The following is a 21147-nucleotide window of genomic DNA, read 5'->3' as shown; positions in this document are numbered from 1 at the left end:
GATATATATGCAAACGAGGTGTAGTAATGGAACCTGTTCAAATTATCGGAATTATTGTTGGATTTATTGTTATTTTAAAAATTGCGGTTCAAGTCAAAAAAAGTACTATTGCACCATTTACTGCATTATCCTGGATTTTTGGATGGATTTTTGTAATGTTAATGGTAAGTTTTCCAAATCATCTTGGAAAAATAGCAAATACATTAGGAATAGGAAGAGGTATTGATTTTTTAATCTACTTTGGAATAATAATTCTGTTTTTCTTGATTTACAAATCGTACTTAAGGGCCGAACACCTTGAAAGAGAGATTACAACGATTATTTCAGAAATTGCAATTAATGAAAGATATGATAAAAAAACAAAAGGTGAAAATGATGGAAAATAGAGAACTAGTGATGGAAACTGCGCCTTATGTTCAAAATATGGAATATGTAAGAGAATTAATTGAAGAATCAGAAAATATTGATGAATTAAAAATAAAATTAACAGAATTAATAAATAATGAGCAAAATGTTGCAAAAAAGACCGATTTGAAAATTTTAATGGAAAAAATAGAAGAACTTGGTCTTTAATTTTTAGGTTTTCTAAATTCGTGTTCAAAATCTTTGTCGTAAAGTTTTGAATAATCATAACTATCAGGATTTGTCACATTTCCAACGATTATAAGTGCTGTTTTTGTAATTCCTTCGCCTTTTACTTTTTCAGAGATATCTTTTAGTGTTCCCTTGATTTTTTTCTCGTCAGGCCATGATGCGTGATATACAACTGAAACTGCAGTGTCATCTGGATATCCGCCTTCAATTAATTCACTGCATACTTTTTCGATCATTCCAGTTCCAAGGTAAATTGCCATTGTAGCGTTGTGTTTTGCAAGAGCAATTAAGCTTTCTTTTGCAGGTTTTGGAGTTCTTCCTTCAGGCCTTGTAATTATTACTGTCTGTGACACATTAGGAAGTGTTAATTCAGATTTTAAGGTTGCCGCCGCTGCAAAAAGAGAAGTTACTCCAGGAATTATGTCTACATCGATGTCGTATTTTTTCAACTCATCGATCTGCTCTTTTATCGCACCGTAAAGTGCAGGATCTCCAGTGTGAACCCTTACAACAGTTAATCCGTTGTTAATTCCATTCACTGCAACGTCAATTACTTCGTCGAGTGTCATTGTTGCACTGTTATAGATTTTTGCGCCTTTTTCATTGTAATCCAAAACTTCAGGATTTACTAACGAACCTGCATAAATTAAGATATCTGCATTTTCGATTGCATTTTTTCCTTTAATCGTGATTAATTCCTTGTCTCCAGGGCCCGCTCCAACAATAATCATCTTTTTCATTATTTCACCAGTTATAATAAAATAAGCGTATAACACTGCCATCAAATGTATTATTTATTAAGTATTACTTCAAAATATAAAAAAGGCGATAATTATGTATGAAGAAGGTAAAGAAATTTTAGAAAATTTAAGAAATAGAAATTTTGAGTACATTTCTGAAGGAGAATTGGATCAAATATTCGATGATGCAAAATTGGACTATGATCTTGATACTGGAAATATGCTTCAAGGGACTCGGGATATTGGTGAAGACAGGGAATTTGAACTGGAACTTGAAGCTCTTCGTCTTGAAAAACTAAGTATTCTAAGAGAAACTAAAAATAAAAATAATACCTTAAAACTCAAGATTGTATCAAAGCCGATGACAAAATTATTCGAAGCTATTTCGAAATTTTTAGATAAATTCCCTAAATTTTAAAAATTACTAAAAAAAGAAATTAATTAAATTATTCAGTTGCTTTTTTCAAAATTTCATAAGTTGTTCCATATATCACGTTGCTTTTGCAAAAACCCGGCAGATATGTTGCAGCTTTTCCAGAATTCGTTGCAACGTTTTTGTACCCCATGTCTTCAATCGGAGCTACGACCATGCACGTATCTACAACTACTTTTCCGCCAGCATCTTCAATAATTTTCGTGTATCCCATCCTGTCTGCAATCGATTTCATGTGAATTGAAGTACAAACCCAGACATCTGCATTGAATTTTGCGTTTTCAGCTTTTACAAATTCTGCAACTTCTTTAACTTCATCAAGACTGCAGTGTGGGCATCCAATACATATTAAATCTGGTTTTTCTGAAGTTTTGAATGAATCATATTCTTTTTCAAAATCTTTCTTACCGATAACTACTTTTTCAAGACCATTGATGTCCAGTCCTTTTTTTGCTTCGGGAGTTATTCCTTCAACGTGGTATAATGCAACACCCCCACTTGCTGCAAGCGCTGCTCCGAGTGCTTTTAAATAATCATTTTTGACTGATTCGCAATTTTTAAATTTAAAGTATGGAATTCCGTTTTTTACAATTCTTCCAGTAATTCTTCCCAAAATCCCGTAAAATGAACTTGCATCTTCAAGTTCCATATCAACTTCAAATACCTGGGTTGGAAGCCTGTTTTCGTCCAGATGGTAACCGTAACATGGTGTTTTTCCAATAATTGCCGCTGCTAATGCTGAAGGACCCCCTTCCCTGTTTGTTCTTGCACCAATTACCGAATTTACGTAAGCTACAGCAGATGATTCTGCCCATGCAACGTGTGAACCAAACATTGGAACATTTCCAGTTAAATACGGTGTACAGGTACAGCTTATTTCAATTTCCATTCTTTTAAAACAGTCGATTATTTCGAGCTGTTTTTTTGCGAAATATTTTGGAAATTTAAGTTCATCGTATCTTATCAGATCCATTCCAGCAGGATTCAGTGTAGTTGGGACAGATGCCTTTAAACCCTGATCTACAAGGTCTTTTAAAAATTCTAAACCTTTTTCACCGATAGTTTTATACGAAACCCCAGAAACTTGTGCAGAAGATATATTTACCAGTTTTTCTGCGCCGTAAATATCCCCTAAAGATACAAGTAAGTTCATGCAGGTTTCAAGGGCTTCCCCGTATTCTCCTGCATACAATTTTTCCTCTTCTCTCGTTAGATGCATAATTTTCACCTTTTACATTACTAATTATAGGGTACCAAAATATAAAAATAATGGAGATAGTTTTAACTCGTGAAAAAATGGAAATAACTGCGACACCGATAAGAACCAGATATATCGATAGAAACGAAGACTTTGTATCAGAATCCATAAATTCTTTGAAAAAAGAAATAAAACAAGGATTTGAAATAAAAAACGGGGATTTTTTAGTAGTCAGCGAAAAATTCATAGCTACAAGTGAGAATAACTTTGTAGATGAAAGTTTGGCTGACCCCAAATTCTGGGCATATTTTACATATTATCTATCAAAATACGGCTGGGGATATATTTTAGGCCCTCTTTTAGGAACTAGGGGAGATAGGGTTAAAAATTTAAGAAAAATGCCAAAAAAGGAAACACTAAAACACAAACAAATTGTAATTGAAAATTTAGGATTGATATACGCACTAAAACCTGCGTCAGAAGGCGGAATCGATTTAACAAACGTCCCTGGAACTTATGCTTCATTACTTCCAGAAAATCCAGAACATTCTGCAAAAAAACTCCATAAAAAAATAAAAGAAGAACTGAACCTCGATTTAACAGTTATGGTAATCGACACAGATGCGACATACAGATTTTTTAACTGGTATGTTACAGCACTTCCAATTGCAATTGATGGAATAATCTCAAAAATAGGTGTTTTAGGGTACCTTTTGGGAAAATTTGGAAAAAGATTAAATCAAGGGGGACTCTGTGGCGCAACCCCGCTTGCAATCGTTGGAAATGAAAATTACAAAAAATATCATTTAAAAACGCTTCTTTATATCGCAAATCTGTCCGATACATCCCAAGTTCCATATACTAAATCAATTCACGATTTGATGAAAAAATACAACACCTTTGAAATAACTGTCGATGTTTTAAAAGAAATGGAACACAGCCCGCTAGTTGTTGTAAAATGTGAATAATTTAAAAAAAGTAAAAAATTAAAATAAAATATAACTATCTTTTTGGCTCATTTATTGCAGATTCTATTAACGATTGAATCATCAAATCGTGCGATAATTTGTAAATATCGAACTCATTTTTGTTTTCTACATCTAAAAGCTCTAAAAGATCCCCTGAAAGCGATGTTTCAATACATTTGCTTTTATCCAAAATATAAACCTGTTTTCCATCTTCAAGTTCTACTTCGGCGCACTCCGATTTTAAAGCAACAATTACAGGAGGTTCCTCAATTTCAGGTCTTTCCAATTTTATATTCGTAAAATCTGGATCATTTAACGATAATTTCTCTTTTATGGAGCAACAGAGATCATTGATGTACTCCTGATTCCACGTTCTTCTTAGATCAATTAATTCTCTTTCAAAAGATGGAAGGAATTCTTTTGGATATTCTTCGATTACTTCCCTCAAAAACCCCATATTGTATTTAGCCTTGTCTGCAGCCTTTAAAATTATTTCGAGGTTCTTTTTCTCGAGGTAGCCCGATTTTACCATTGCAATCGTTGCTTCTTTTGAGAGTTCTTCGTCTGAAAGTTTGAGCCTTACATTATTAATATATCTGTTAATGTACTTTTGATCGTATTTTCCAAGATTACCAACAATTCGAAGAGCCTGCTTTGAAATGTATTTATCAGGATTATTCATCAGTACACAGACTTTTTTATAGTGTCTTGTAGTAACTTTCGGGCTGTATTTTGATAAATTGTAAAGAAGCGTGATTGAAGGATAAATTACGTCTGGATCTTCGTCCAATAATGGATTTATGTTTAAATTTTCAAATTTAAGTGGTTCTGTATAGCTTAGTTTATTCAGTGCTAAAAGCGAATATATCTTGGTATATTTATCAGGCGAACTTGTAAATTCAACAAGCGTATCAATTGCATTTTTTAAGTATTCTGAGTATTTTTCAGAATATTTCCATATTGAATAAATTGAACTTCGCCTAATTTCTAAATCATCACTTTTTAATGAATCCATCAATATTTTAGCGGTACTTTCATCGAGTTCGTAATCTGTAATATCGCCTAAAATCTTAATTACTTTTGACTTTAATGCAGAATCATTTGAATCTAAACAGGATAATATATCATTTTGACAGCATTTTATAAGATCAGGGTTTATTTCCCCAATATTTTTTATTAAATCCATTAAAACTGCTTTTGAAGTTATTTTTTCGCGTAATATTTCAAATACTTCGATTTTTTCTTCACATTTTGAATTCAACATTATTTTTGAAACTGCATATGCGCTTGCACACACCACATCAATGTTTGGATCATCAAAACATTTTTTCAAATTTTTCATGTATTTTTCAATATTATCATAACATAAGAGTCCAAAATCTCCAAAAAATAAAATTGCATTTTTTCGAATTCTCCAGTCAGGGTCATTTAATAATTCCACAATTTTTGGAATTATTGGCACAACTTCAGATGGATAAGACCTCGAAATCATTGAAAGTGAAGTTATCGTTGCCCATTTTATTTTAAATTCACAATTTAGTGTTTTTTCAAATTTTGGAATAAAATATCTTATGGATTCTTTATTTTCAAATGCGTATTTTCCAGCGGCAATAACCTCCCTAAAGTCAGAAAAATCGAACTGATGACTCAATGATTCATCTGCACCAATCTTAGAATTTAAAGGGTAATCTGTTGATTTAAATGATCCTATCATAATATCACGCTTTTAATAGTATTATTATTATGAATTGACTTGATTATATTGGTTTTTTGCATGTGTTTGTGTAGGTTACGAAGTTTTTTGTTAAATTTACCTACATAAACATATACATAAACATATACAAAACCAAATACATCAGCAGGTGCCAAAAAAAGTGCCAAAAAGGTATATATTAACAAAATACGCCATATCATTTAGGGAATATCCCCTATAATACATTCGTGTAGGCATGGAGGTTACTTCATGAAGTACTTTATTCATGATAAAAAAGGTGCTTCTGGAATTGGAACCTTGATTGTCTTTATTGCAATGGTATTAGTTGCGGCAGTTGCAGCAAGCGTTTTAATTAACACTAGCGGATTCTTGCAACAAAAAGCTTCAACGGTCGGTAAAGAAAGCACGGATCAAGTTGCAAGTGGTATTCAGGTATTGAGTGTCACAGGACACATCTATACACTATCTGCCACAAAATACGGCCTTGACAAAATTGCAGTATACATATCACCCAACTCTGGAAGTGGGCCTATAGATATTACGCATTGTATAGTACAGTTGACCTATGGCGACAGACTCGCAAATATCAACTATACCCACAAAGAAAATGCTACAATAGGTAATGCAAACGTATTCTCACTAGACGATACGCTTTCATTCAATCACAGTATTTCGTCATATACGGGAACCACGATCTACACAGATGATGAAGTGGCTGGAGATATTATTCGAATATCTACAACAGATCCTGATTTGAGAGCACTTTTAAAAGGATTCTCAAGTGGCGATGCAATTACAATAGTAACAAACCATACAAACGCTCCTGGAGGAAACGGTGCAGTTTCTTCAATCACTAGAAGCGATTCAAATTTAACAGTTAACATTTCAATGACTGCTGGAGCTGCGGTAACTGCAGATGGACAGTTATCTGGCCTAGAATGGTTTAAAATAAATGGAACTGCAGATTTGGCAAAATCAGATGCTACATCATTTACAATAATAGCTTTGCAGGATGAGGACGATTCAATTTCAGATTCTGGTGTATTAAACGGTGGAGACATTGGAGCCATTGTTTTAAATACTGAAGCAATATTTGGAACTGAAATATTGAATAGGAAAGAAATTTCTGGAAAAATTATGCCTGAATTTGGTGCTCCAGGAATTATTTCGTTCACGACTCCTCCAACATACGTATATGAACTCGCGGAACTGCAATAGTCCTCTATTAAACAGTTAAGAGGTTAAATTATGAAAATAACAGAATTTATGAAAAACAAAAAAGGTGCTTCCGGAATTGGTACCTTGATTGTTTTTATTGCAATGGTATTAGTTGCTGCAGTTGCAGCAAGCGTTTTAATTAACACTAGCGGATTCTTGCAACAAAAAGCTTCAACAACCGGTAAAGAAAGTACCGAACAAGTTGCAAGTGGATTACAAGTAGTTGGAGTTACAGGTAAAAAATCAGCTCTTGGTAACCAAGACATTGAACTTTTAGCAATATACGTAACACCTAGCGCAGGAAGTTCTGCAATTGATTTAACTCAGACAAAATTATTCTTAGAATACAACGGATACAGTTGTTCATTAAACTACTCAAGTAAATTAAACTTAACTGCTGGAAACGCAAACGTATTCGGTAACGTTGGAAACGCAGATAACACATCATTCATGATTGCATCATTACAAGATGCTGATGATTCAGTAAGTGACAGCGCAGTTATAAACAAAGGAGATACTGTTGCATTCCTCGTGAACGCAAGTGCTGCATTTGCAACAACTCAAATACCTGAAAGAAAAGTTATTTCTGGAAAAATTATCCCTGAATTTGGTGCTCCAGGAATTATTTCATTCACAACCCCTGCGTCATACACTGACACAATTATCGAATTACAATAATTGCATGTAATTAAAAACATCCTTCTAGGAGGTTAAATTATGAAAATAACAGAATTTATGAAAAACAAAAAAGGTGCTTCCGGAATTGGTACCTTGATTGTTTTTATTGCAATGGTATTAGTTGCTGCAGTTGCAGCAAGTGTTTTAATTAACACTAGCGGATTCTTGCAACAAAAAGCTTCGACCGCAGGTAAAGAAAGTACTGATCAAGTTGCAAGTGGATTGCAAATTATCCAGGTAACTGGAAAACACGACAATACCCACATTACCAGATTAGCTATCTACGTAACCCCTAACGCAGGAAGTGCACCAATTGATTTAAAACAATGTGTTTTATCAATTTCAGATGGAACTACAAAAACTGTTACTAAATCAAATGCAACCGTATCATACCAAGATTTAAGCACAGGAGGTAACATTTACAACGCTTCAGGTTCAATCTGGGCAAATTTAACAGATACAACCAAATTTGGAGTTGTAGAAATCCAAGATGCTGACGGTTCATGTTCAAAAACTACACCTGTATTAAATAAAGGAGATATTGTAGCTATTGTAATCGATGAATTAACATTAGATACAAGAACAGATATTGCAGGAAGCATTCAACCAGAATTTGGTGCTCCAGGCGTTATTTCATTCACAACCCCTGCAACATACATCAGCACACAAAGCGTAGTGCAATTACAATAAGCTAAAAGCTTATTTTTTTTATTTGAGGTGGATGAAATGTTAAAAAAATTCATCAAAAATAAGAAGGGTGCTGTTGGAATTGGCACCTTGATTATTTTTATTGCAATGGTGCTTGTTGCAGCAATTGCTGCATCAGTTATCATTAATACTGCGGGAAAACTTCAACATAAAGCTTCAACTGTAGGTGATGAAAGTACCGAACAAGTTGCAAGTGGTATTCAAGTCTTAAAAGTAGTAGGGCATAGAAATGGAGCAAATACTACACTACTAGATAAATTAGCTATAATGGTTGCTCCAAATGTTGGTGGAGAAATTGATTTATCGAGTACACTACTAACAATATCCGATGGAGAAATCAAATCCACGATGGTTTATAACTCTAGCGCCTACAACTCCACAATTAAAAGTTCCGGTACGAACAATATCTTCGGAGCCGGCGGGTGGGGAACAGGTAGTAGCTACGGAATAATAGTGCTTCAAGATAGCGATAACTCCACAGGTGCTTCAGAGCATCCTACAATAAACTACGGAGATAAAGTTTACCTAACCATTACAATGAATATCAGTTCAACAGCTAAAGTTTCAGGAGAAGTAATACCTGACTACGGCGCATCGGGAATCATTGATTTTAGGGCCCCATCAGTATTTATTGAGAATGTAACTACACTTCAATAATTGGTGATATTATGCCCAATATCTCTGAAATTATTGAAGAGATAAAACAAAAGATAAAATTAGGCAAGAAGACCGAAAAAACTTCGGAAGCTGAAAGTGATGACGAGTTCAGTTTTGCGCTCGAGGAAGAAACAGTATCTGAATCTGAAGATTTGATTGCTGCAAATGAAGAACTTCTTGCCAAAATAGGGGAACTTGAATCCAAGTTCCCAAAAATTGAAATGATGGTCACAAACCTGAGGAAAGAAAATGAAAACCTCAGGAGTGACATTCAAAGCATTACTGAAAATTTTCAAGATATGATGGCCCTCTATGAAGTGGTCTCAAATCAAATCAATCCATTCATAGGAATTTCAAAAATCACAGCAACCAGCATGGAAAAAGTAGAGAAGATGGAGAGTGAATCTCAAAACCTGAAAAAACGGGTTGAAGAACTTCAAAACGATGTTGTGGTTTTAGCGAACGTATACCTAAATACGCACCAGATTGACCTTGATGGAGTTATTAATGAAGTGCTTGCAGAAGAAGAATTCTCCAAAGCAATATCAGGAGAGGATTCCGATGATTGGTAACGTTAAAATGGAATATGCTTCCCTTTCGGAAGAATACCTTACTGAGAGCGAAATGGAAGAATACTTGGATGACTTAAGATCCAAAATTCCTTCCTTTATAATAGAGCTCTTAAAAAATAACTTAAAAAACAGAAAATTAACTAGACCACAATTAGATAAAATTGTTGGAAGAGTTTCTGACCTTTACTTTGGGAAAAAACCTGAAGATAAGAAGGCTGCAGAACTTACAAACAAAATAAATGATTTGAGTCAGAAATTAGATGCTTTAATGAAAGTTGCTACAATTTCATCTGCAACAAAGGTATCTGATGACATCAAAAAAGAATTAGATGGTCTTGAAGAAAAAATTGAAGTTCCAGAAATTTCTAAGACTATTGAAGCTCCAGAAATTATTGAGGAACCAGAAATTATTGAGGAAACCCCCAAAGAACTGGCCGAACCCATCATAGAAATAAGTAACGAACCAGAAATTGAAAAACAAATTGTTTTAGAGGTTCCTTTAAATATTGAGGAGGGAAATACCATGAGAAATGAATTGGCCCCTGTAGTTGAATCAAATGCAAGACTTCAGGAATTACCAGAAGATACACTTTCTACCATGTTAGTATTCAAATGGCTCGAATTTTTAATAAGTCGAGTTGGAACTGGAAATTTAATTGATGTATTGGATTATTATCATGCCTTGGGTTGGATATCTGGAAAATCCATTAGCAAATTGATGAAAGTATCCAAAAACATGAAATATTTCCATGAGGATATTGACTGGAAAGCTAACGAATGTATGGCTCCAGAAGACCATGTTGTATCATTACTCTACATTGAAAAACTAGCAGGAAGACCTATTGCAGTTGAAGAACTTGAGGGAATGGAAAGAGAAATAAGCAGAATCAAAAAATGGGCCGATGAACTACAAAAAATGTAAATTAAGTGAATATACGGAGTGAACAAAATGAACACTGCAACATTATCATCAATATTACTCGAATCTCAAAAACCTGCTAAATTAGAAGCTATTCCTGAAGATGCTTTTTCATTGATATTTGCATTTAAATGGTTAGAATACCTTTCTGAAAGAGTAGGTCAGCCAAATATTGGAGATATTCTTGAATTCTACTACAATTTAGGATGGTTATCAGATAACGCAATTTCAGGATTATTAAAATTCTCAAAAGGAATAAAAATAGACGATGACGATATTGCAAGTCCTTCTGGAAAACTCACCATTGCAGACCATTTGGTATCATTATTATTCATCGAAAGATTAAATGGTAAGAAGATATCAAGTGAAGTATTGGATAAATTAGAATGGGAAATTAGAAGGATAAAAAGAGGAGCAGAGCAATACTATGGGATTTAGTTCAACTGCAGGACTAACATTGTTATTAACTACAGTACTTATTAGCTCTATTTATCTGTATAGTACTGTAGATATAACCTCTGCAAAAATAAATGATGCTTATAGCCAGCATTCAGAATATTTAAAAAACAAATTAGATGAAAGATTAACTATTGTTGATGTTGAAAATTCGACAGCCAACATAAATATTACCCTTTTAAATGAAGGGCAGTTGACTCATGAAGTCGGAAAATGGGATGTTTTGTATAACGGAATCCCAAAAAACTTTACAATCGTTTCAAACGATGAATATGTGGTGCCTCTAAATAGTATTGAAATTTCAATTAATGCGAGTTCACCAGGCAGAATATCTGTAGTTTCAGAATATGGAAACCAATATTACTACAATTTAAATTAAAAATCCTTATTTTTAGGATATTGCGTTGGTGATTAAATGGCATCCAATGTTTTCTCAGAAATAATAATATTCGTAAGTGTTTTGATAATCACTGCCGCAGTTGCAGGACTACTTGCAACAAGTACGCATAAAATATCTCTTGGAATCAGCAGTAAAGGAGATACATTATCAACACAGCTATCGCAGGATTTTGAGATTATTAATGATCCTGGATATATACCTCGAAATTCAAGTACTGGGATAAGCACAATTTATATAAAAAATACGGGTAAAACGCAGATCCCCATTCAAAATGAAACTGTTACTGCAATAATTGATGGAGAAATATATGATGTTTCAAATTCGAGCATCGTTAATAATGAAGGCATTATTCTAAGCCCTTCAGAAGTCGGAAAACTTGAAGTTGAATACAATGAAACAGGATTTCACAATATAAAAATCATATCTGAACAAGGAATATCCAGAACTTTGACGGCAAATTTCAATTAAATATCGGTGGTTAACTTGAAACTGGCAAGAATAGAACTTAGTAGAGATGACGTACATAAAAGATTAGGGGGGGGAATCCCCTTTGGAAGCGTTATCTTGATTGAAGGAGAAGAATCTACAGGTAAATCCATAATTTGTCAGAGGTTGGCATATGGATTTTTACAGAATTCTTACTCATTATCATACGTATCAACCCAGTTAACCACCACAGAATTTGTAAAACAGATGATGTCGTTGAAATATAATATCAATAAAAAATTATTAAATGGAAATCTCTTGTACATTCCAGTATATCCATTAATTTCAGAAAATGCCGTAAAAGATGATTTTATAAAAAAAATGATGAACACGCGGGCATTTTATGAAAAAGATATTGTTTTATTTGATTCTATATCTACACTGGTATCAAATGATGCGAGTGAGGTACAGATAACCGATTTAATGGCTTTTTTTAAAAGAATTGCATCCATGAATAAAATTGTAATTTACACAGTAAATCCAAAAGAACTCCCTGATTCAGTTCTTATGATACTTAGAACATCTGCAACAATTGTTATAAAAACAGAAACATTTGCATTTGGTGGAAATCTTAAAAATTCTGCCAAAATTGTAAAATATAACTTTGCAAGAAGTTCTTTCCAAAAAATTATGGTATTTAGAGTCGATCCTGGACTCGGAATTGCTGTAGAAATATCCTCTGTAGCATAAGGTGGTAATATGGCTGATGATTTCAAAACTGCACAGATCAATAATCCCCATTTGAAAAACTATGTTGAAAAATTTAAAAAAACATATATGAAAGTTCCCGAATTTGTTCCAAGCCTTTCAAGAGATTTTAAAGAAATAAGATATCCAAATATAATTTATCCAATAGGAGATCCAATATTTATCCACCTTTACGGAACACCAAATTTAAAAACAAGATATATCGCAATAGAACCTCGTTTAGCAGGATCGGATGAAAGAAAAAAATACTTTGAAATCCTAGATAGAATTTTAGAATATGCCCCCTACAGCGATACTCCTGAAAATGATGAAGAATTTGGGAAAATTGTTACAAAATTATTCGATATGGTTACAAAGGTATCCACACAGAAAAACGAAAAGAAAAAAGGATTACTTTCAAAAATAACAGATTCTGGAAAGATACTCGTTACAAAAACCGAACGGGAGAAATTCCTCTATTTATTGAAAAGAGATTTAATCGGACTTGGAACTCTTGAACCAATCAGAAGAGACCCATATATTGAAGATATTCACGTAATTGGGGCTAAAAACTGCCAAATAGTTCATAAAATCTACGATATGCTTCCATCAAATATTGAATGGGAAGATGAAGGAGATATTTCAAATTATTTAAAAAATATGTGTGAAAGAATCGGTAGACCGGTTTCAGATGCTACGCCAATTGTAGATGGTTCTATGCCTGACGGATCAAGGATAAACATTCTTTATTCGGGAGACGTTTCATTGAAAGGTCCATCATTTACAATTCGTAAATTTACGGATGTTCCAATAAGTATTACCCAAATTATCAGTTGGGGTACAATGTCTGCACAGACTGCCGCATACCTTTGGCTTTGCCTCGAATACGGGATGAGTATATTTATCTGTGGAGAAACTGCGTCAGGAAAAACTACATCACTAAACGCAATTTTGCCATTCGTTAAACCTAAATCAAAGATATTCTCCTGTGAAGATACTTCTGAAGTAAAACCTCCAAACCCGGTTTGGCAGCAGTTATTAACTAGGGAAAGAGGTCCTGAAGAGAGTAGGGTTACGCTATTCGATCTTTTGAGAGCTGCTTTGAGATCAAGACCAAATTATATCATTGTAGGGGAAATCAGGTCTGCAGAAGGGGCTGTTGCATTCCAAGCCATGCAAACAGGTCACCCAGTAATTTCAACGTTCCACGCTGCAGACGTTAGAAAAATGATTCAGAGGCTTACCGGGGAACCGATAAACATTCCTCAAACATTTATGGATAACTTAAACGTCTGTTTGTTCCAGCTTGCAGTTTATGCAAGAGGAAAATTCTTAAGAAGGGTTGTTTCTGTCGAAGAAATTGAAGGATACTACAAAGAAGTTGATGGCGTTATTACAAGAGGCGTATTTGAATGGGACCCTCAAAAAGACATTCATAATTTTACCGGATTAAATAACAGCTACATTCTTGAAGATAAAATTGCAACGGTTGCAGGATATGAAGATCCGAGAGAAATTTACGATGAACTTGATTTAAGAGTCAGGATTCTCGAAGAAATGATTGCAAGAGGAATCTTTGGTTATTATGAAGTTTTAGACGTCATTTGGAATTTCTATGAAAAAGGATTGGAAGGATTGCCATTCCAGGTTTAAGGTGTTTTCATGTTTTTTGATATACTTCCAAGAGTCGGATTAAAACCAAAAGATTACATTCTTAAATTTATACTTCCTGCAACCGCATTGTCAATTTTGTTATTAATTCTAGGGATAACTTATTTTTCAGGATACACGAGATTGGTTGTATTATTCCTTCCACTACTGCTAATGGGTAGTGCAATAGGTTACCCATATATTGAACTCGATTCGCAGCGTCAAAAAATAAACGAACGACTCCATATATTCATTACTAAATTTGGAGTTCTTTCAATCACTGATTTGGATAGAAAAGAATTAATGAACCTTTTGGCAACCGAAAAAGAAGAATTGGGGCAACTAGCAAATGAATCACATAAAATCTTTGTATTGATTAAAAGATGGAATCAGTCACTTGCAGAATCTTGTCGATTTTTAGCAAATCGATCCCCGAGTAGCCAGTTCGGCGATTTTTTAGATCGTATGGCATACTCTATCGACAGTGGTCAGGACTTAAAAGAGTTTTTAAGTGGGGAACAGGATGTAGTTATGGAAGACTACGGTGAATTTTATAAGCGGGCAATTTACAGCTTGGATACCTTTAAAGAAATGTACGTAAGCGCTGTGACATCCGTATCATTTTTCGTAACTTTTGCGATAATTGCACCATTTTTACTTCCTTATGACTTCGTAACAATGGTTACAGTTGCCCTTTTGGGTTTTATATTGATCGAAGTCATCCTAGTTTATGCAATAAAAAGTAAACTTCCTTATGATCGTTTATGGCATACGGGGGAAAAACCAACCAAAATAGACCTGAAATTAAAAAAGTGGTTAATAATATCCATTATTGGAACTGCAATACTTACTTTGTTTTTGTTAGGAGGTAAATTTATCGGGGAAATACCCCAAATAATGAAAATACCTTACCAAATACTTTTTGCACTAGGGATGACGCCACTTGCTGTCGGAGGATACTTTGCACAACGTGAAGAAAATATTGTAATTAGGAAGGAATTCAACTTTCCTGATTTTTTAAGATCACTAGGGGATTCTGTTAGCGCAAAAGGTGGAGGTATGACTGATTCATTGGAATACTTATCATCAAACGACTTTGGACCCTTAACGAAAGATTTGGAGGGGCTTTACAAAAGAGTATCAATTAGGGTAAACAGTCAAAAAGCATGGCGATACTTCGGATACGATACATGTAGCTACATGATACAGCTGTTTTCCGAAATGTTTGAGCGATGTACCTTTTTAGGGGGAAATGCAGGTCTTGCTGCCCATATGATTGGAAAAAACTTTCGTAAAATAATTAACTTGAGGAGATCGAAATATCAAAGTGTTAGCCAATTCTCCGGAATCATGTATGGTTTATCGGGAGGTATGGCACTTACACTCTATGCCTCAGCAGGGGTTGCAAACATGGTTAATGGCCTTTATACAACCCTTGATATACCAGATACAATGATTTCACTGGTAAATATGATAACTCCTGACGATTTCGCACTTATAACATATCTAATATACGGCGTACTCGTAATTTATTCAGTTGTTTCAGGATACTTGATAAAATTAATGGATGGTGGGCATTATCAGGTTTCACTTATGCATTTTGTGATAATGCTCTGGATTGCATCGATTGTAGGATATGTTACTGAAGTTACAACCGGAAGCCTTCTTGGAACGAGTCTTCCAATTTAACTAGTTATTTAAAGAATGATCCAATTACGAAAGCTACTAAAACCAAATTTGTTACTATTTTTATATTTCTTGAAGCATTTTTTGCCCCCCTTCTTGAGGGATTTATTAAGAGAGGGAATATTCCGATTAAGAATAATAGATCACAAAATACTACTGAAATTAGGTAATATATTCCGAAAAATCCAAACAAATAAGGTAAAGAACTTAATAATACTGCAAAAACGAGTAAAAGTGCAGCAATGTATATCGAATTTTCACCGCATTTTATCGGAATTGAAATTACTTTTTCCTGAATATCCCCTTCGATATCCTCGTAGTCCTTAATTATTTCTCGAGACCACATTGCAAATAATGCGCATAAAAAGAGCATTATTGTAACATCGATATTTCCAACAGCAATTCCTCCAAAAATAAATACTGAACCCGTTAAATAGGCCACAATTAAATTTCCAATTATCTTATTTTTTTTGTACGTACTCGCATACTGTTGGAGTACTATCGAATTTAAAACTGCCATTAAAAAGCAGGTTATGTTAAACAATGATATACATAAACCTGTAAATACTAACAGGTACGAAAATATTCTTGCATTAGTTAGTGAAATTCTTTTTGAAGGAATTGGCCGTTCGGGTTTGTTTATTCTATCAATTTTTAAATCATAAATGTCATTTAATGCATTTCCAAACCCGCAAACTAAAAAAACGACTATCGATGCGAAGATTAAATTATTAACCATTTCTAGATTGAAATAAGATGCAATCAAACCTCCGATAAATGCTCCAAAAGATGCCATCAAACAATTATTTAACCTGATTAATTCAAAATATGCTTTTATGCCCATGTCTTCACCTACATTATAAAGTATATAGCTATAAACTTAGATAAATAGGTTAATACTTCTAAATGTGATAAAATGTTAAAATTTGGAACCGCAGGAATCCCGATAAATGCGAAAAGTACCGAAAATGCACTTGAATATCTAAAAAAAATTAACCTTGATGCAATGGAACTCGAATTTGTTCGAGGGGTTAACTTAAAAAGTGAAAAAGCGGAAACTTTGGCAAAAAATCTTGAAATTACGCTCAGTGCACATGCCCCATATTACATTAATTTAAATGCAAAAGAACTTGAAAAAATCGAATCCAGTATTAAAAGAATCGTTGATTCTGCAAAAATCATTCACATATTCAACAAAAAAAATTCTGAAAATAAAAATGTTGTTTTTCATTCTGGTTTTTACTTAAAACAGGATCAGAAATTAGTTTATGAAAAAATAAAAACAAATATTCAAAAAATACTTGAAATAATGGATAAAAATAAAATAAATGCCGTATTAAGACCCGAAACTACCGGAAAAATCTCGCAGTTTGGAAGCGTTGACGAATTAATCCATTTATCGAGTGAAATTGATATAATGCTCTGCATTGACTTTTCGCATGTTTATGCACGAAGTCTTGGAAAAATAAATGATTATAATTCATTTTGTAATATTCTAACAAAACTTGAAAATAATCTTGGAAAAAAAGGAATTAAAGATATGCACATTCACATTTCGGGAATTGATTTTGGAAAAGGGGGCGAAAAAAAGCATTTTCCGATTTTAAATTCTGAATTTAATTATATGGATGTATTAAAAGCCCTAAAAGATTTTGAATGTTCTGGAACAGTTATTTGTGAAAGTCCGAGATTAGAATATGATGCAGTTATTTTAAAAAAGAATTATGAAGAATTGTAGAAAATTACTGCTGAACCGGAACTATTGAAATTTTTTTAAGAGAATTTCCTTTTTTACATTCTACTTTTTCAGGAAGTATTGAAGAAACCCGGTATTTTCCAGATATTCCTTCTGGATGGCATGCAAGATAATTTTCACAGCATACCCTGTCACAATGAATATCCGAATGCGTTAAAGTTACCCCTTCGAGAGCTTTTTTAGACTCGATTATTATTGTAAATTCTGCCGGCATTACTTCTACCACTTTAACTCCGTTTTCATGGACTGTACAGGGGTGATTTGCAGATCGAACGCTTACTATTTTGTATCTCGTCCCGACTTCCAAGTTATTATGACATATTCTTTTAAATCTACAAGGTTCACATTCTTCGAGTGGCCCAAGATAAATAAACTCATTTCCGGTTTTTGCAAGCTCGCTACCAATTAATGTTATTTTTTTCATGAAAAAATCACCAATAATAAGATTGAATAAATAGTACTAACTATAATAATCGAAATTATATTATATAAACAATGTCAAATAGATTTCAGTCGAAAATTACGGGTGTTTATATGTGTGGAATTATCGGATATATCGGAAATGAAAGGGCTTCGAAGATACTATTGAATGGTTTAAAAAGGCTAGAATATAGGGGATATGATAGCTGCGGAATTGCGACTATTGATGATACGATTAAACTTAAAAAAAATACAGGAAAAGTTCTAGAAGTTTCCAAAAAAGAAAATTTTAATGAAATGACTGGATTTATTGGTATAGGACATAGCAGGTGGGCGACACATGGTGGAATCACAAAAAATAATGCACATCCCCACCATGATTGTAGCGAAAAAATCTGCGTTGCGCACAATGGAATCATTTCAAATTATCGCGAATTAAAAGAATTTTTAATTTCAAAAGGCCACTTTTTCAGATCTGAAACAGATACTGAGGTTATCCCGCACTTAATTGAAGAAGAACTGAAAAATTTTGAAGAATTAACTGAAAATAACTACATTGATGCAATTAAAAATGCAATTGGAAAACTTAAAGGAACTTATGCACTTTTAATTTTAAATCAGACTTTTCCGAAAACATTGATTGGAGTTAGGAACGAAAGTCCGCTAATTTTAGGGATAAAAAATGATGAATGCTTTATTGGAAGCGATATTTCGGCATTTTTAGAATATACTAAACTTGCAATGCCACTAAATGATCGCGATATTGTAATTTTAAGAAAAGAAGACGAAAAAATAGATATTGAAGTCTTAAATGATGGAAAAAAGGTTGAAAGAGATACCATTGAACTTCAGTGGGACATGGAAAGTGCTGAAAAGGAAGGTTACGACCACTTCATGTTAAAAGAAATTATGGAAGAACCCGTAATTTTAAAAAATTCGATGAAAATTTCAAAACCTGAAATTGAAAAACTTGCAAGTGAAATTGAAAAATGTGATAAAATATACATCACCGCAATGGGCACTTCACTTCATGCTGCAATGGTTGCGGAATACTGGTTCTCAGGATTAAATAAATTAGTTATTCCACTCGATTCGTCTGAATTTTTAATAAAGGGAATTGTTGATGAGAAAACTTTGGTTATTGGGATAACCCAAAGCGGTGAAACATACGACACCATGAAAGCAATCAAATACGCTAAAGAAAAGGGTGCAAAAACTGCAACCATAGTAAACGTACTTGGAAGTACTGCAACAAGAGAAGCAGACATCACAATAATGATGGGTTCGGGCCTAGAAATTGCAGTTTGCGCAACAAAAACATTCATGTCACAGCTTGTTATTTTATACCGGTTATTCATTGAATATGGTAAAATTATCGGAAAAAATATGGATATTTTTGAAAAAGAATTACTAAATATTCCGAATTATATTTCAAAAGTTTTGGATGAAAAAGAAAATATCTCAAAAATTGCAAAAGAATTAACCGCTAAAAACTATCTTTTTATTTCAAAAGGGATTAATCTTGCAAATGCCCTTGAAGGGGCTTTGAAATTCAAAGAAATAACCTATTTACATGCTGAAGGAATGAGCAGCGGATTTTTAAAACACGGAACTATTTCTTTGATTGATGAAAATATGGATACTGTTGCACTAATCCCACCTTCAAAATCTGAACTTTTAAGTTCCGTTCTTTCAAATGTGGAAGAAATAAAAGCAAGGAATGGCAAAATCATCGGAATTTCACCGGTTGAAGACAATTTAAAATATTCAATAAAAGTTCCAGATGTAATTGAAGAGGTAAGTCCTTTTGTTTACGCACCAGCTTGCCAACTTTTAGCATACTACAAAGCCGTTGAATTAAAAAGAGATGTGGATAAGCCACGAGGGCTTGCAAAAAGTGTTACAGTTGAGTAATTCTTTTTAATCGTTTCTTTTTTTCGATATCTACGCCCATATCTTCCTCGAGCTCGATCATTTTTGGCGGAAGTTCATCCCATCTCCAGAATCCCCTTAATACTTCGCTTTCCGGGAAGTACTTTTTAAGATATTTGACCCATCTTTCAAAGTAGTCGGGATGAAGTTCTTTTACCCTTAAAAATTCACTGTTTAATGCTGAAGGGCATAAATAACAGCCGATTCTTTCAAAGCCTTTGTCATACATCGGATTGTATAAGATATCATTTGAAAATATGTAACTCCAGATATCAAGAGAATTCCAGTCGAGAATTGGAAATAAATTTGTCTGGAAGTCGATAAATCCACTTTTTCTTTTATAGTCTAAATTTGCACGGGTAAAACTTTCGTATTTTCTTGTACCGTCGATTGTAAGAACTTTCTTGTTTCCATATTTCTTTTTTAAGTATCTTTTCAAAGGCATGAGTTTACATGCACTGTTACACCATCGATTATCTTTCGTAGGAATACCTTCTTTTTCAAGATTGTCCCAGAAATTATTCCCATCTACAGTATCTAAGTTTATATCATATTTTTTTGCAAAATCTTTTACATAATTTAGGGTTTCAGGATATTCTAAACCGGTATCAATAAATACAACATCTAGATCAGGAATAACTTCTTTAGAAAGTAATGTAGATACTGCACTGTCCTTTCCACCGCTAAAAGATGCGTTTATTGCATATCCCTTTCTTTTATATTTTTCGACAGTATCTTGAAGGATTTCTATTGAATATTCAACCATTTCGTCAAGATTTCCTTTATTATATTCTAAATAATCAGAAATCTTTTGAAAATCGAGTTCTTTTTTCCTTGAAAGATCTTTTACTTTTACCCGATCCTCTTTTCTAACGCCAACTCCCAAAAAATCTCCAATTTTTACCCCAATATATTCAAAATCATCTTTTAAGACTTCATTTAATTCTTCGGGGTTTTCCAGAAGTTCTTCTTTAATATATTTTCCTTTAAGCCGTTTTTTAGTATATTTTAAGGAGATTTTTGGATCTTCGATCATATAATAAAGGGGAGAAGGGATAAACTTCCACGTTAAATCCAGTAAATCAAACTCGAGTGTTCCGATTTGATCTTCTGAAACGTAAACCCTTTTTCTATAATCTACTCCAGAAAGCTTTTCTAAAAGGATTAAATCATCTTCTTGGAAGTTTTTTCCAGTTAATTCATTTAAAACCTTTATTTCATATAGTGATGCAAATTTTGTGTCTTCTTTGAACATATTTTTACCTACAAATCTTC

The 21147-nt window shown here is 33.5% G+C and carries 24 protein-coding genes; 18 read left to right on the top strand and 6 right to left on the bottom strand.

Going from position 1 to position 21147, the window contains the following annotated elements:
* Positions 1–26: 26 nt before the first annotated feature.
* On the top strand, positions 27–386 hold the full coding sequence (locus tag MMARC5_RS08970; RefSeq protein WP_011869492.1) for a DUF2304 domain-containing protein: 360 nt from the start codon (positions 27–29) through the stop codon (positions 384–386).
* Positions 376–573 (top strand): hypothetical protein, encoded by a 198-nt coding sequence (locus MMARC5_RS08965; protein WP_011869491.1) that lies wholly within the window; start codon positions 376–378, stop codon positions 571–573. Before MMARC5_RS08970 ends, MMARC5_RS08965 begins: the two co-directional genes overlap by 11 nt.
* On the opposite strand, the gene cobM is transcribed toward MMARC5_RS08965, so the two are convergent.
* Positions 570–1334, bottom strand: a complete 765-nt coding sequence (gene cobM / locus MMARC5_RS08960) for a precorrin-4 C(11)-methyltransferase (RefSeq protein WP_011869490.1) — start codon at positions 1332–1334, stop codon at positions 570–572. The genes MMARC5_RS08965 and cobM overlap by 4 nt on opposite strands.
* Before the next feature lie 94 nt (positions 1335–1428).
* Here cobM and MMARC5_RS08955 point away from each other — a divergent pair, with 94 nt between their 5' ends.
* On the top strand, positions 1429–1752 hold the full coding sequence (locus MMARC5_RS08955; protein WP_011869489.1) for a hypothetical protein: 324 nt from the start codon (positions 1429–1431) through the stop codon (positions 1750–1752).
* Positions 1753–1780: 28 nt separating this feature from the next.
* Here the strand turns inward: MMARC5_RS08955 and MMARC5_RS08950 are convergent, their stop codons facing one another.
* Positions 1781–2986: an aconitase X gene (locus MMARC5_RS08950; protein WP_011869488.1), complete on the bottom strand. Its 1206-nt coding sequence runs from the start codon at positions 2984–2986 to the stop codon at positions 1781–1783.
* Between the two features lie 50 nt (positions 2987–3036).
* Between MMARC5_RS08950 and MMARC5_RS08945 the strand changes: the two genes are divergently transcribed.
* On the top strand, positions 3037–3933 hold the full coding sequence (locus MMARC5_RS08945; protein WP_011869487.1) for a coenzyme F420-0:L-glutamate ligase: 897 nt from the start codon (positions 3037–3039) through the stop codon (positions 3931–3933).
* A 34-nt stretch (positions 3934–3967) separates the two neighbouring features.
* On the opposite strand, the gene MMARC5_RS08940 is transcribed toward MMARC5_RS08945, so the two are convergent.
* Entirely contained in the window at positions 3968–5647 is a 1680-nt protein-coding gene (locus MMARC5_RS08940) for a HEAT repeat domain-containing protein (RefSeq protein ID WP_011869486.1), read from the bottom strand.
* A 249-nt stretch (positions 5648–5896) separates the two neighbouring features.
* On the opposite strand from MMARC5_RS08940, the gene MMARC5_RS09535 reads away from it, so the two are divergent.
* From MMARC5_RS09535 to flaJ, 12 genes are read left to right on the top strand one after another with little or no spacing between them, the layout of a single operon-like run.
* Entirely contained in the window at positions 5897–6865 is a 969-nt protein-coding gene (locus tag MMARC5_RS09535) for a flagellin (protein ID WP_011869485.1), read from the top strand.
* A 30-nt stretch (positions 6866–6895) separates the two neighbouring features.
* Positions 6896–7543 carry a flagellin gene (locus tag MMARC5_RS08920; RefSeq protein ID WP_011869484.1) on the top strand — a complete coding sequence of 216 codons (648 nt, stop codon included), beginning with the start codon at positions 6896–6898 and terminating at the stop codon, positions 7541–7543.
* A gap of 39 nt (positions 7544–7582) precedes the next feature.
* Entirely contained in the window at positions 7583–8233 is a 651-nt protein-coding gene (locus tag MMARC5_RS08915) for a flagellin (RefSeq protein WP_011869483.1), read from the top strand.
* Between the two features lie 36 nt (positions 8234–8269).
* The gene (locus MMARC5_RS08910; RefSeq protein ID WP_011869482.1) at positions 8270–8908 is read left to right on the top strand and encodes a flagellin; all 639 of its coding nucleotides are present in this window, start codon (positions 8270–8272) and stop codon (positions 8906–8908) included.
* A gap of 11 nt (positions 8909–8919) precedes the next feature.
* Positions 8920–9480, top strand: coding sequence for a flagella accessory protein C (locus MMARC5_RS08905; RefSeq protein WP_011869481.1), 561 nt, complete (start codon positions 8920–8922; stop codon positions 9478–9480).
* Positions 9470–10402, top strand: a complete 933-nt coding sequence (locus tag MMARC5_RS08900; protein WP_048058536.1) for a FlaD/FlaE family flagellar protein — start codon at positions 9470–9472, stop codon at positions 10400–10402. The genes MMARC5_RS08905 and MMARC5_RS08900 overlap by 11 nt, the downstream gene beginning before the upstream one ends.
* Before the next feature lie 27 nt (positions 10403–10429).
* On the top strand, positions 10430–10837 hold the full coding sequence (locus MMARC5_RS08895) for a FlaD/FlaE family flagellar protein (RefSeq protein ID WP_011869479.1): 408 nt from the start codon (positions 10430–10432) through the stop codon (positions 10835–10837).
* Positions 10827–11234 (top strand): flagellar protein F, encoded by a 408-nt coding sequence (locus MMARC5_RS08890; protein WP_011869478.1) that lies wholly within the window; start codon positions 10827–10829, stop codon positions 11232–11234. The genes MMARC5_RS08895 and MMARC5_RS08890 overlap by 11 nt, the downstream gene beginning before the upstream one ends.
* 36 nt (positions 11235–11270) lie before the next feature.
* On the top strand, positions 11271–11723 hold the full coding sequence (locus MMARC5_RS08885; protein WP_011869477.1) for a flagellar protein G: 453 nt from the start codon (positions 11271–11273) through the stop codon (positions 11721–11723).
* A gap of 15 nt (positions 11724–11738) precedes the next feature.
* Positions 11739–12431 (top strand): archaellum protein ArlH, encoded by a 693-nt coding sequence (gene arlH / locus MMARC5_RS08880; RefSeq protein WP_011869476.1) that lies wholly within the window; start codon positions 11739–11741, stop codon positions 12429–12431.
* 9 nt (positions 12432–12440) lie between these two features.
* Positions 12441–14081, top strand: coding sequence for a type II/IV secretion system ATPase subunit (locus MMARC5_RS08875; RefSeq protein ID WP_011869475.1), 1641 nt, complete (start codon positions 12441–12443; stop codon positions 14079–14081).
* Positions 14082–14090: 9 nt separating this feature from the next.
* Positions 14091–15767 carry an archaellar assembly protein FlaJ gene (flaJ, locus tag MMARC5_RS08870; protein WP_011869474.1) on the top strand — a complete coding sequence of 559 codons (1677 nt, stop codon included), beginning with the start codon at positions 14091–14093 and terminating at the stop codon, positions 15765–15767.
* A 4-nt stretch (positions 15768–15771) separates the two neighbouring features.
* Here the strand turns inward: flaJ and MMARC5_RS08865 are convergent, their stop codons facing one another.
* Positions 15772–16608 (bottom strand): UbiA family prenyltransferase, encoded by an 837-nt coding sequence (locus MMARC5_RS08865; RefSeq protein WP_011869473.1) that lies wholly within the window; start codon positions 16606–16608, stop codon positions 15772–15774.
* 72 nt (positions 16609–16680) lie between these two features.
* Between MMARC5_RS08865 and MMARC5_RS08860 the strand changes: the two genes are divergently transcribed.
* A complete protein-coding gene (locus MMARC5_RS08860; protein ID WP_011869472.1) occupies positions 16681–17502 on the top strand; it encodes a TIM barrel protein in 822 nt (273 codons plus the stop codon).
* A gap of 4 nt (positions 17503–17506) precedes the next feature.
* Here the strand turns inward: MMARC5_RS08860 and MMARC5_RS08855 are convergent, their stop codons facing one another.
* Positions 17507–17944: a UPF0179 family protein gene (locus MMARC5_RS08855; RefSeq protein ID WP_011869471.1), complete on the bottom strand. Its 438-nt coding sequence runs from the start codon at positions 17942–17944 to the stop codon at positions 17507–17509.
* A gap of 110 nt (positions 17945–18054) precedes the next feature.
* Here MMARC5_RS08855 and glmS point away from each other — a divergent pair, with 110 nt between their 5' ends.
* On the top strand, positions 18055–19854 hold the full coding sequence (gene glmS / locus MMARC5_RS08850) for a glutamine--fructose-6-phosphate transaminase (isomerizing) (RefSeq protein ID WP_011869470.1): 1800 nt from the start codon (positions 18055–18057) through the stop codon (positions 19852–19854).
* Here the strand turns inward: glmS and MMARC5_RS08845 are convergent.
* Positions 19841–21127 (bottom strand): phosphoadenosine phosphosulfate reductase domain-containing protein, encoded by a 1287-nt coding sequence (locus tag MMARC5_RS08845; RefSeq protein WP_011869469.1) that lies wholly within the window; start codon positions 21125–21127, stop codon positions 19841–19843. The genes glmS and MMARC5_RS08845 overlap by 14 nt on opposite strands.
* Positions 21128–21147 lie beyond the last annotated feature (20 nt).

This window comes from Methanococcus maripaludis C5 (assembly GCF_000016125.1).
Lineage (GTDB): Archaea > AGJL01 > Methanococci > Methanococcales > Methanococcaceae > Methanococcus > Methanococcus maripaludis_D.
Note: the sequence above shows the minus strand (reverse complement) of the source record. Positions and strands in the feature narration are given on the sequence as shown.

Coding starts and splice junctions, on each gene's coding strand:
- MMARC5_RS08970 (WP_011869492.1), top strand. CDS start 27: ATGGAACCTGTTCAAATTATCGGAATTATTGTTGGATTTATTGTTATT.
- MMARC5_RS08965 (WP_011869491.1), top strand. CDS start 376: ATGGAAAATAGAGAACTAGTGATGGAAACTGCGCCTTATGTTCAAAAT.
- cobM (WP_011869490.1), bottom strand. CDS start 1,334: ATGAAAAAGATGATTATTGTTGGAGCGGGCCCTGGAGACAAGGAATTA.
- MMARC5_RS08955 (WP_011869489.1), top strand. CDS start 1,429: ATGTATGAAGAAGGTAAAGAAATTTTAGAAAATTTAAGAAATAGAAAT.
- MMARC5_RS08950 (WP_011869488.1), bottom strand. CDS start 2,986: ATGCATCTAACGAGAGAAGAGGAAAAATTGTATGCAGGAGAATACGGG.
- MMARC5_RS08945 (WP_011869487.1), top strand. CDS start 3,037: ATGGAGATAGTTTTAACTCGTGAAAAAATGGAAATAACTGCGACACCG.
- MMARC5_RS08940 (WP_011869486.1), bottom strand. CDS start 5,647: ATGATAGGATCATTTAAATCAACAGATTACCCTTTAAATTCTAAGATT.
- MMARC5_RS09535 (WP_011869485.1), top strand. CDS start 5,897: ATGAAGTACTTTATTCATGATAAAAAAGGTGCTTCTGGAATTGGAACC.
- MMARC5_RS08920 (WP_011869484.1), top strand. CDS start 6,896: ATGAAAATAACAGAATTTATGAAAAACAAAAAAGGTGCTTCCGGAATT.
- MMARC5_RS08915 (WP_011869483.1), top strand. CDS start 7,583: ATGAAAATAACAGAATTTATGAAAAACAAAAAAGGTGCTTCCGGAATT.
- MMARC5_RS08910 (WP_011869482.1), top strand. CDS start 8,270: ATGTTAAAAAAATTCATCAAAAATAAGAAGGGTGCTGTTGGAATTGGC.
- MMARC5_RS08905 (WP_011869481.1), top strand. CDS start 8,920: ATGCCCAATATCTCTGAAATTATTGAAGAGATAAAACAAAAGATAAAA.
- MMARC5_RS08900 (WP_048058536.1), top strand. CDS start 9,470: ATGATTGGTAACGTTAAAATGGAATATGCTTCCCTTTCGGAAGAATAC.
- MMARC5_RS08895 (WP_011869479.1), top strand. CDS start 10,430: ATGAACACTGCAACATTATCATCAATATTACTCGAATCTCAAAAACCT.
- MMARC5_RS08890 (WP_011869478.1), top strand. CDS start 10,827: ATGGGATTTAGTTCAACTGCAGGACTAACATTGTTATTAACTACAGTA.
- MMARC5_RS08885 (WP_011869477.1), top strand. CDS start 11,271: ATGGCATCCAATGTTTTCTCAGAAATAATAATATTCGTAAGTGTTTTG.
- MMARC5_RS08875 (WP_011869475.1), top strand. CDS start 12,441: ATGGCTGATGATTTCAAAACTGCACAGATCAATAATCCCCATTTGAAA.
- flaJ (WP_011869474.1), top strand. CDS start 14,091: ATGTTTTTTGATATACTTCCAAGAGTCGGATTAAAACCAAAAGATTAC.
- MMARC5_RS08865 (WP_011869473.1), bottom strand. CDS start 16,608: ATGGGCATAAAAGCATATTTTGAATTAATCAGGTTAAATAATTGTTTG.
- MMARC5_RS08860 (WP_011869472.1), top strand. CDS start 16,681: ATGTTAAAATTTGGAACCGCAGGAATCCCGATAAATGCGAAAAGTACC.
- MMARC5_RS08855 (WP_011869471.1), bottom strand. CDS start 17,944: ATGAAAAAAATAACATTAATTGGTAGCGAGCTTGCAAAAACCGGAAAT.
- glmS (WP_011869470.1), top strand. CDS start 18,055: ATGTGTGGAATTATCGGATATATCGGAAATGAAAGGGCTTCGAAGATA.
- MMARC5_RS08845 (WP_011869469.1), bottom strand. CDS start 21,127: ATGTTCAAAGAAGACACAAAATTTGCATCACTATATGAAATAAAGGTT.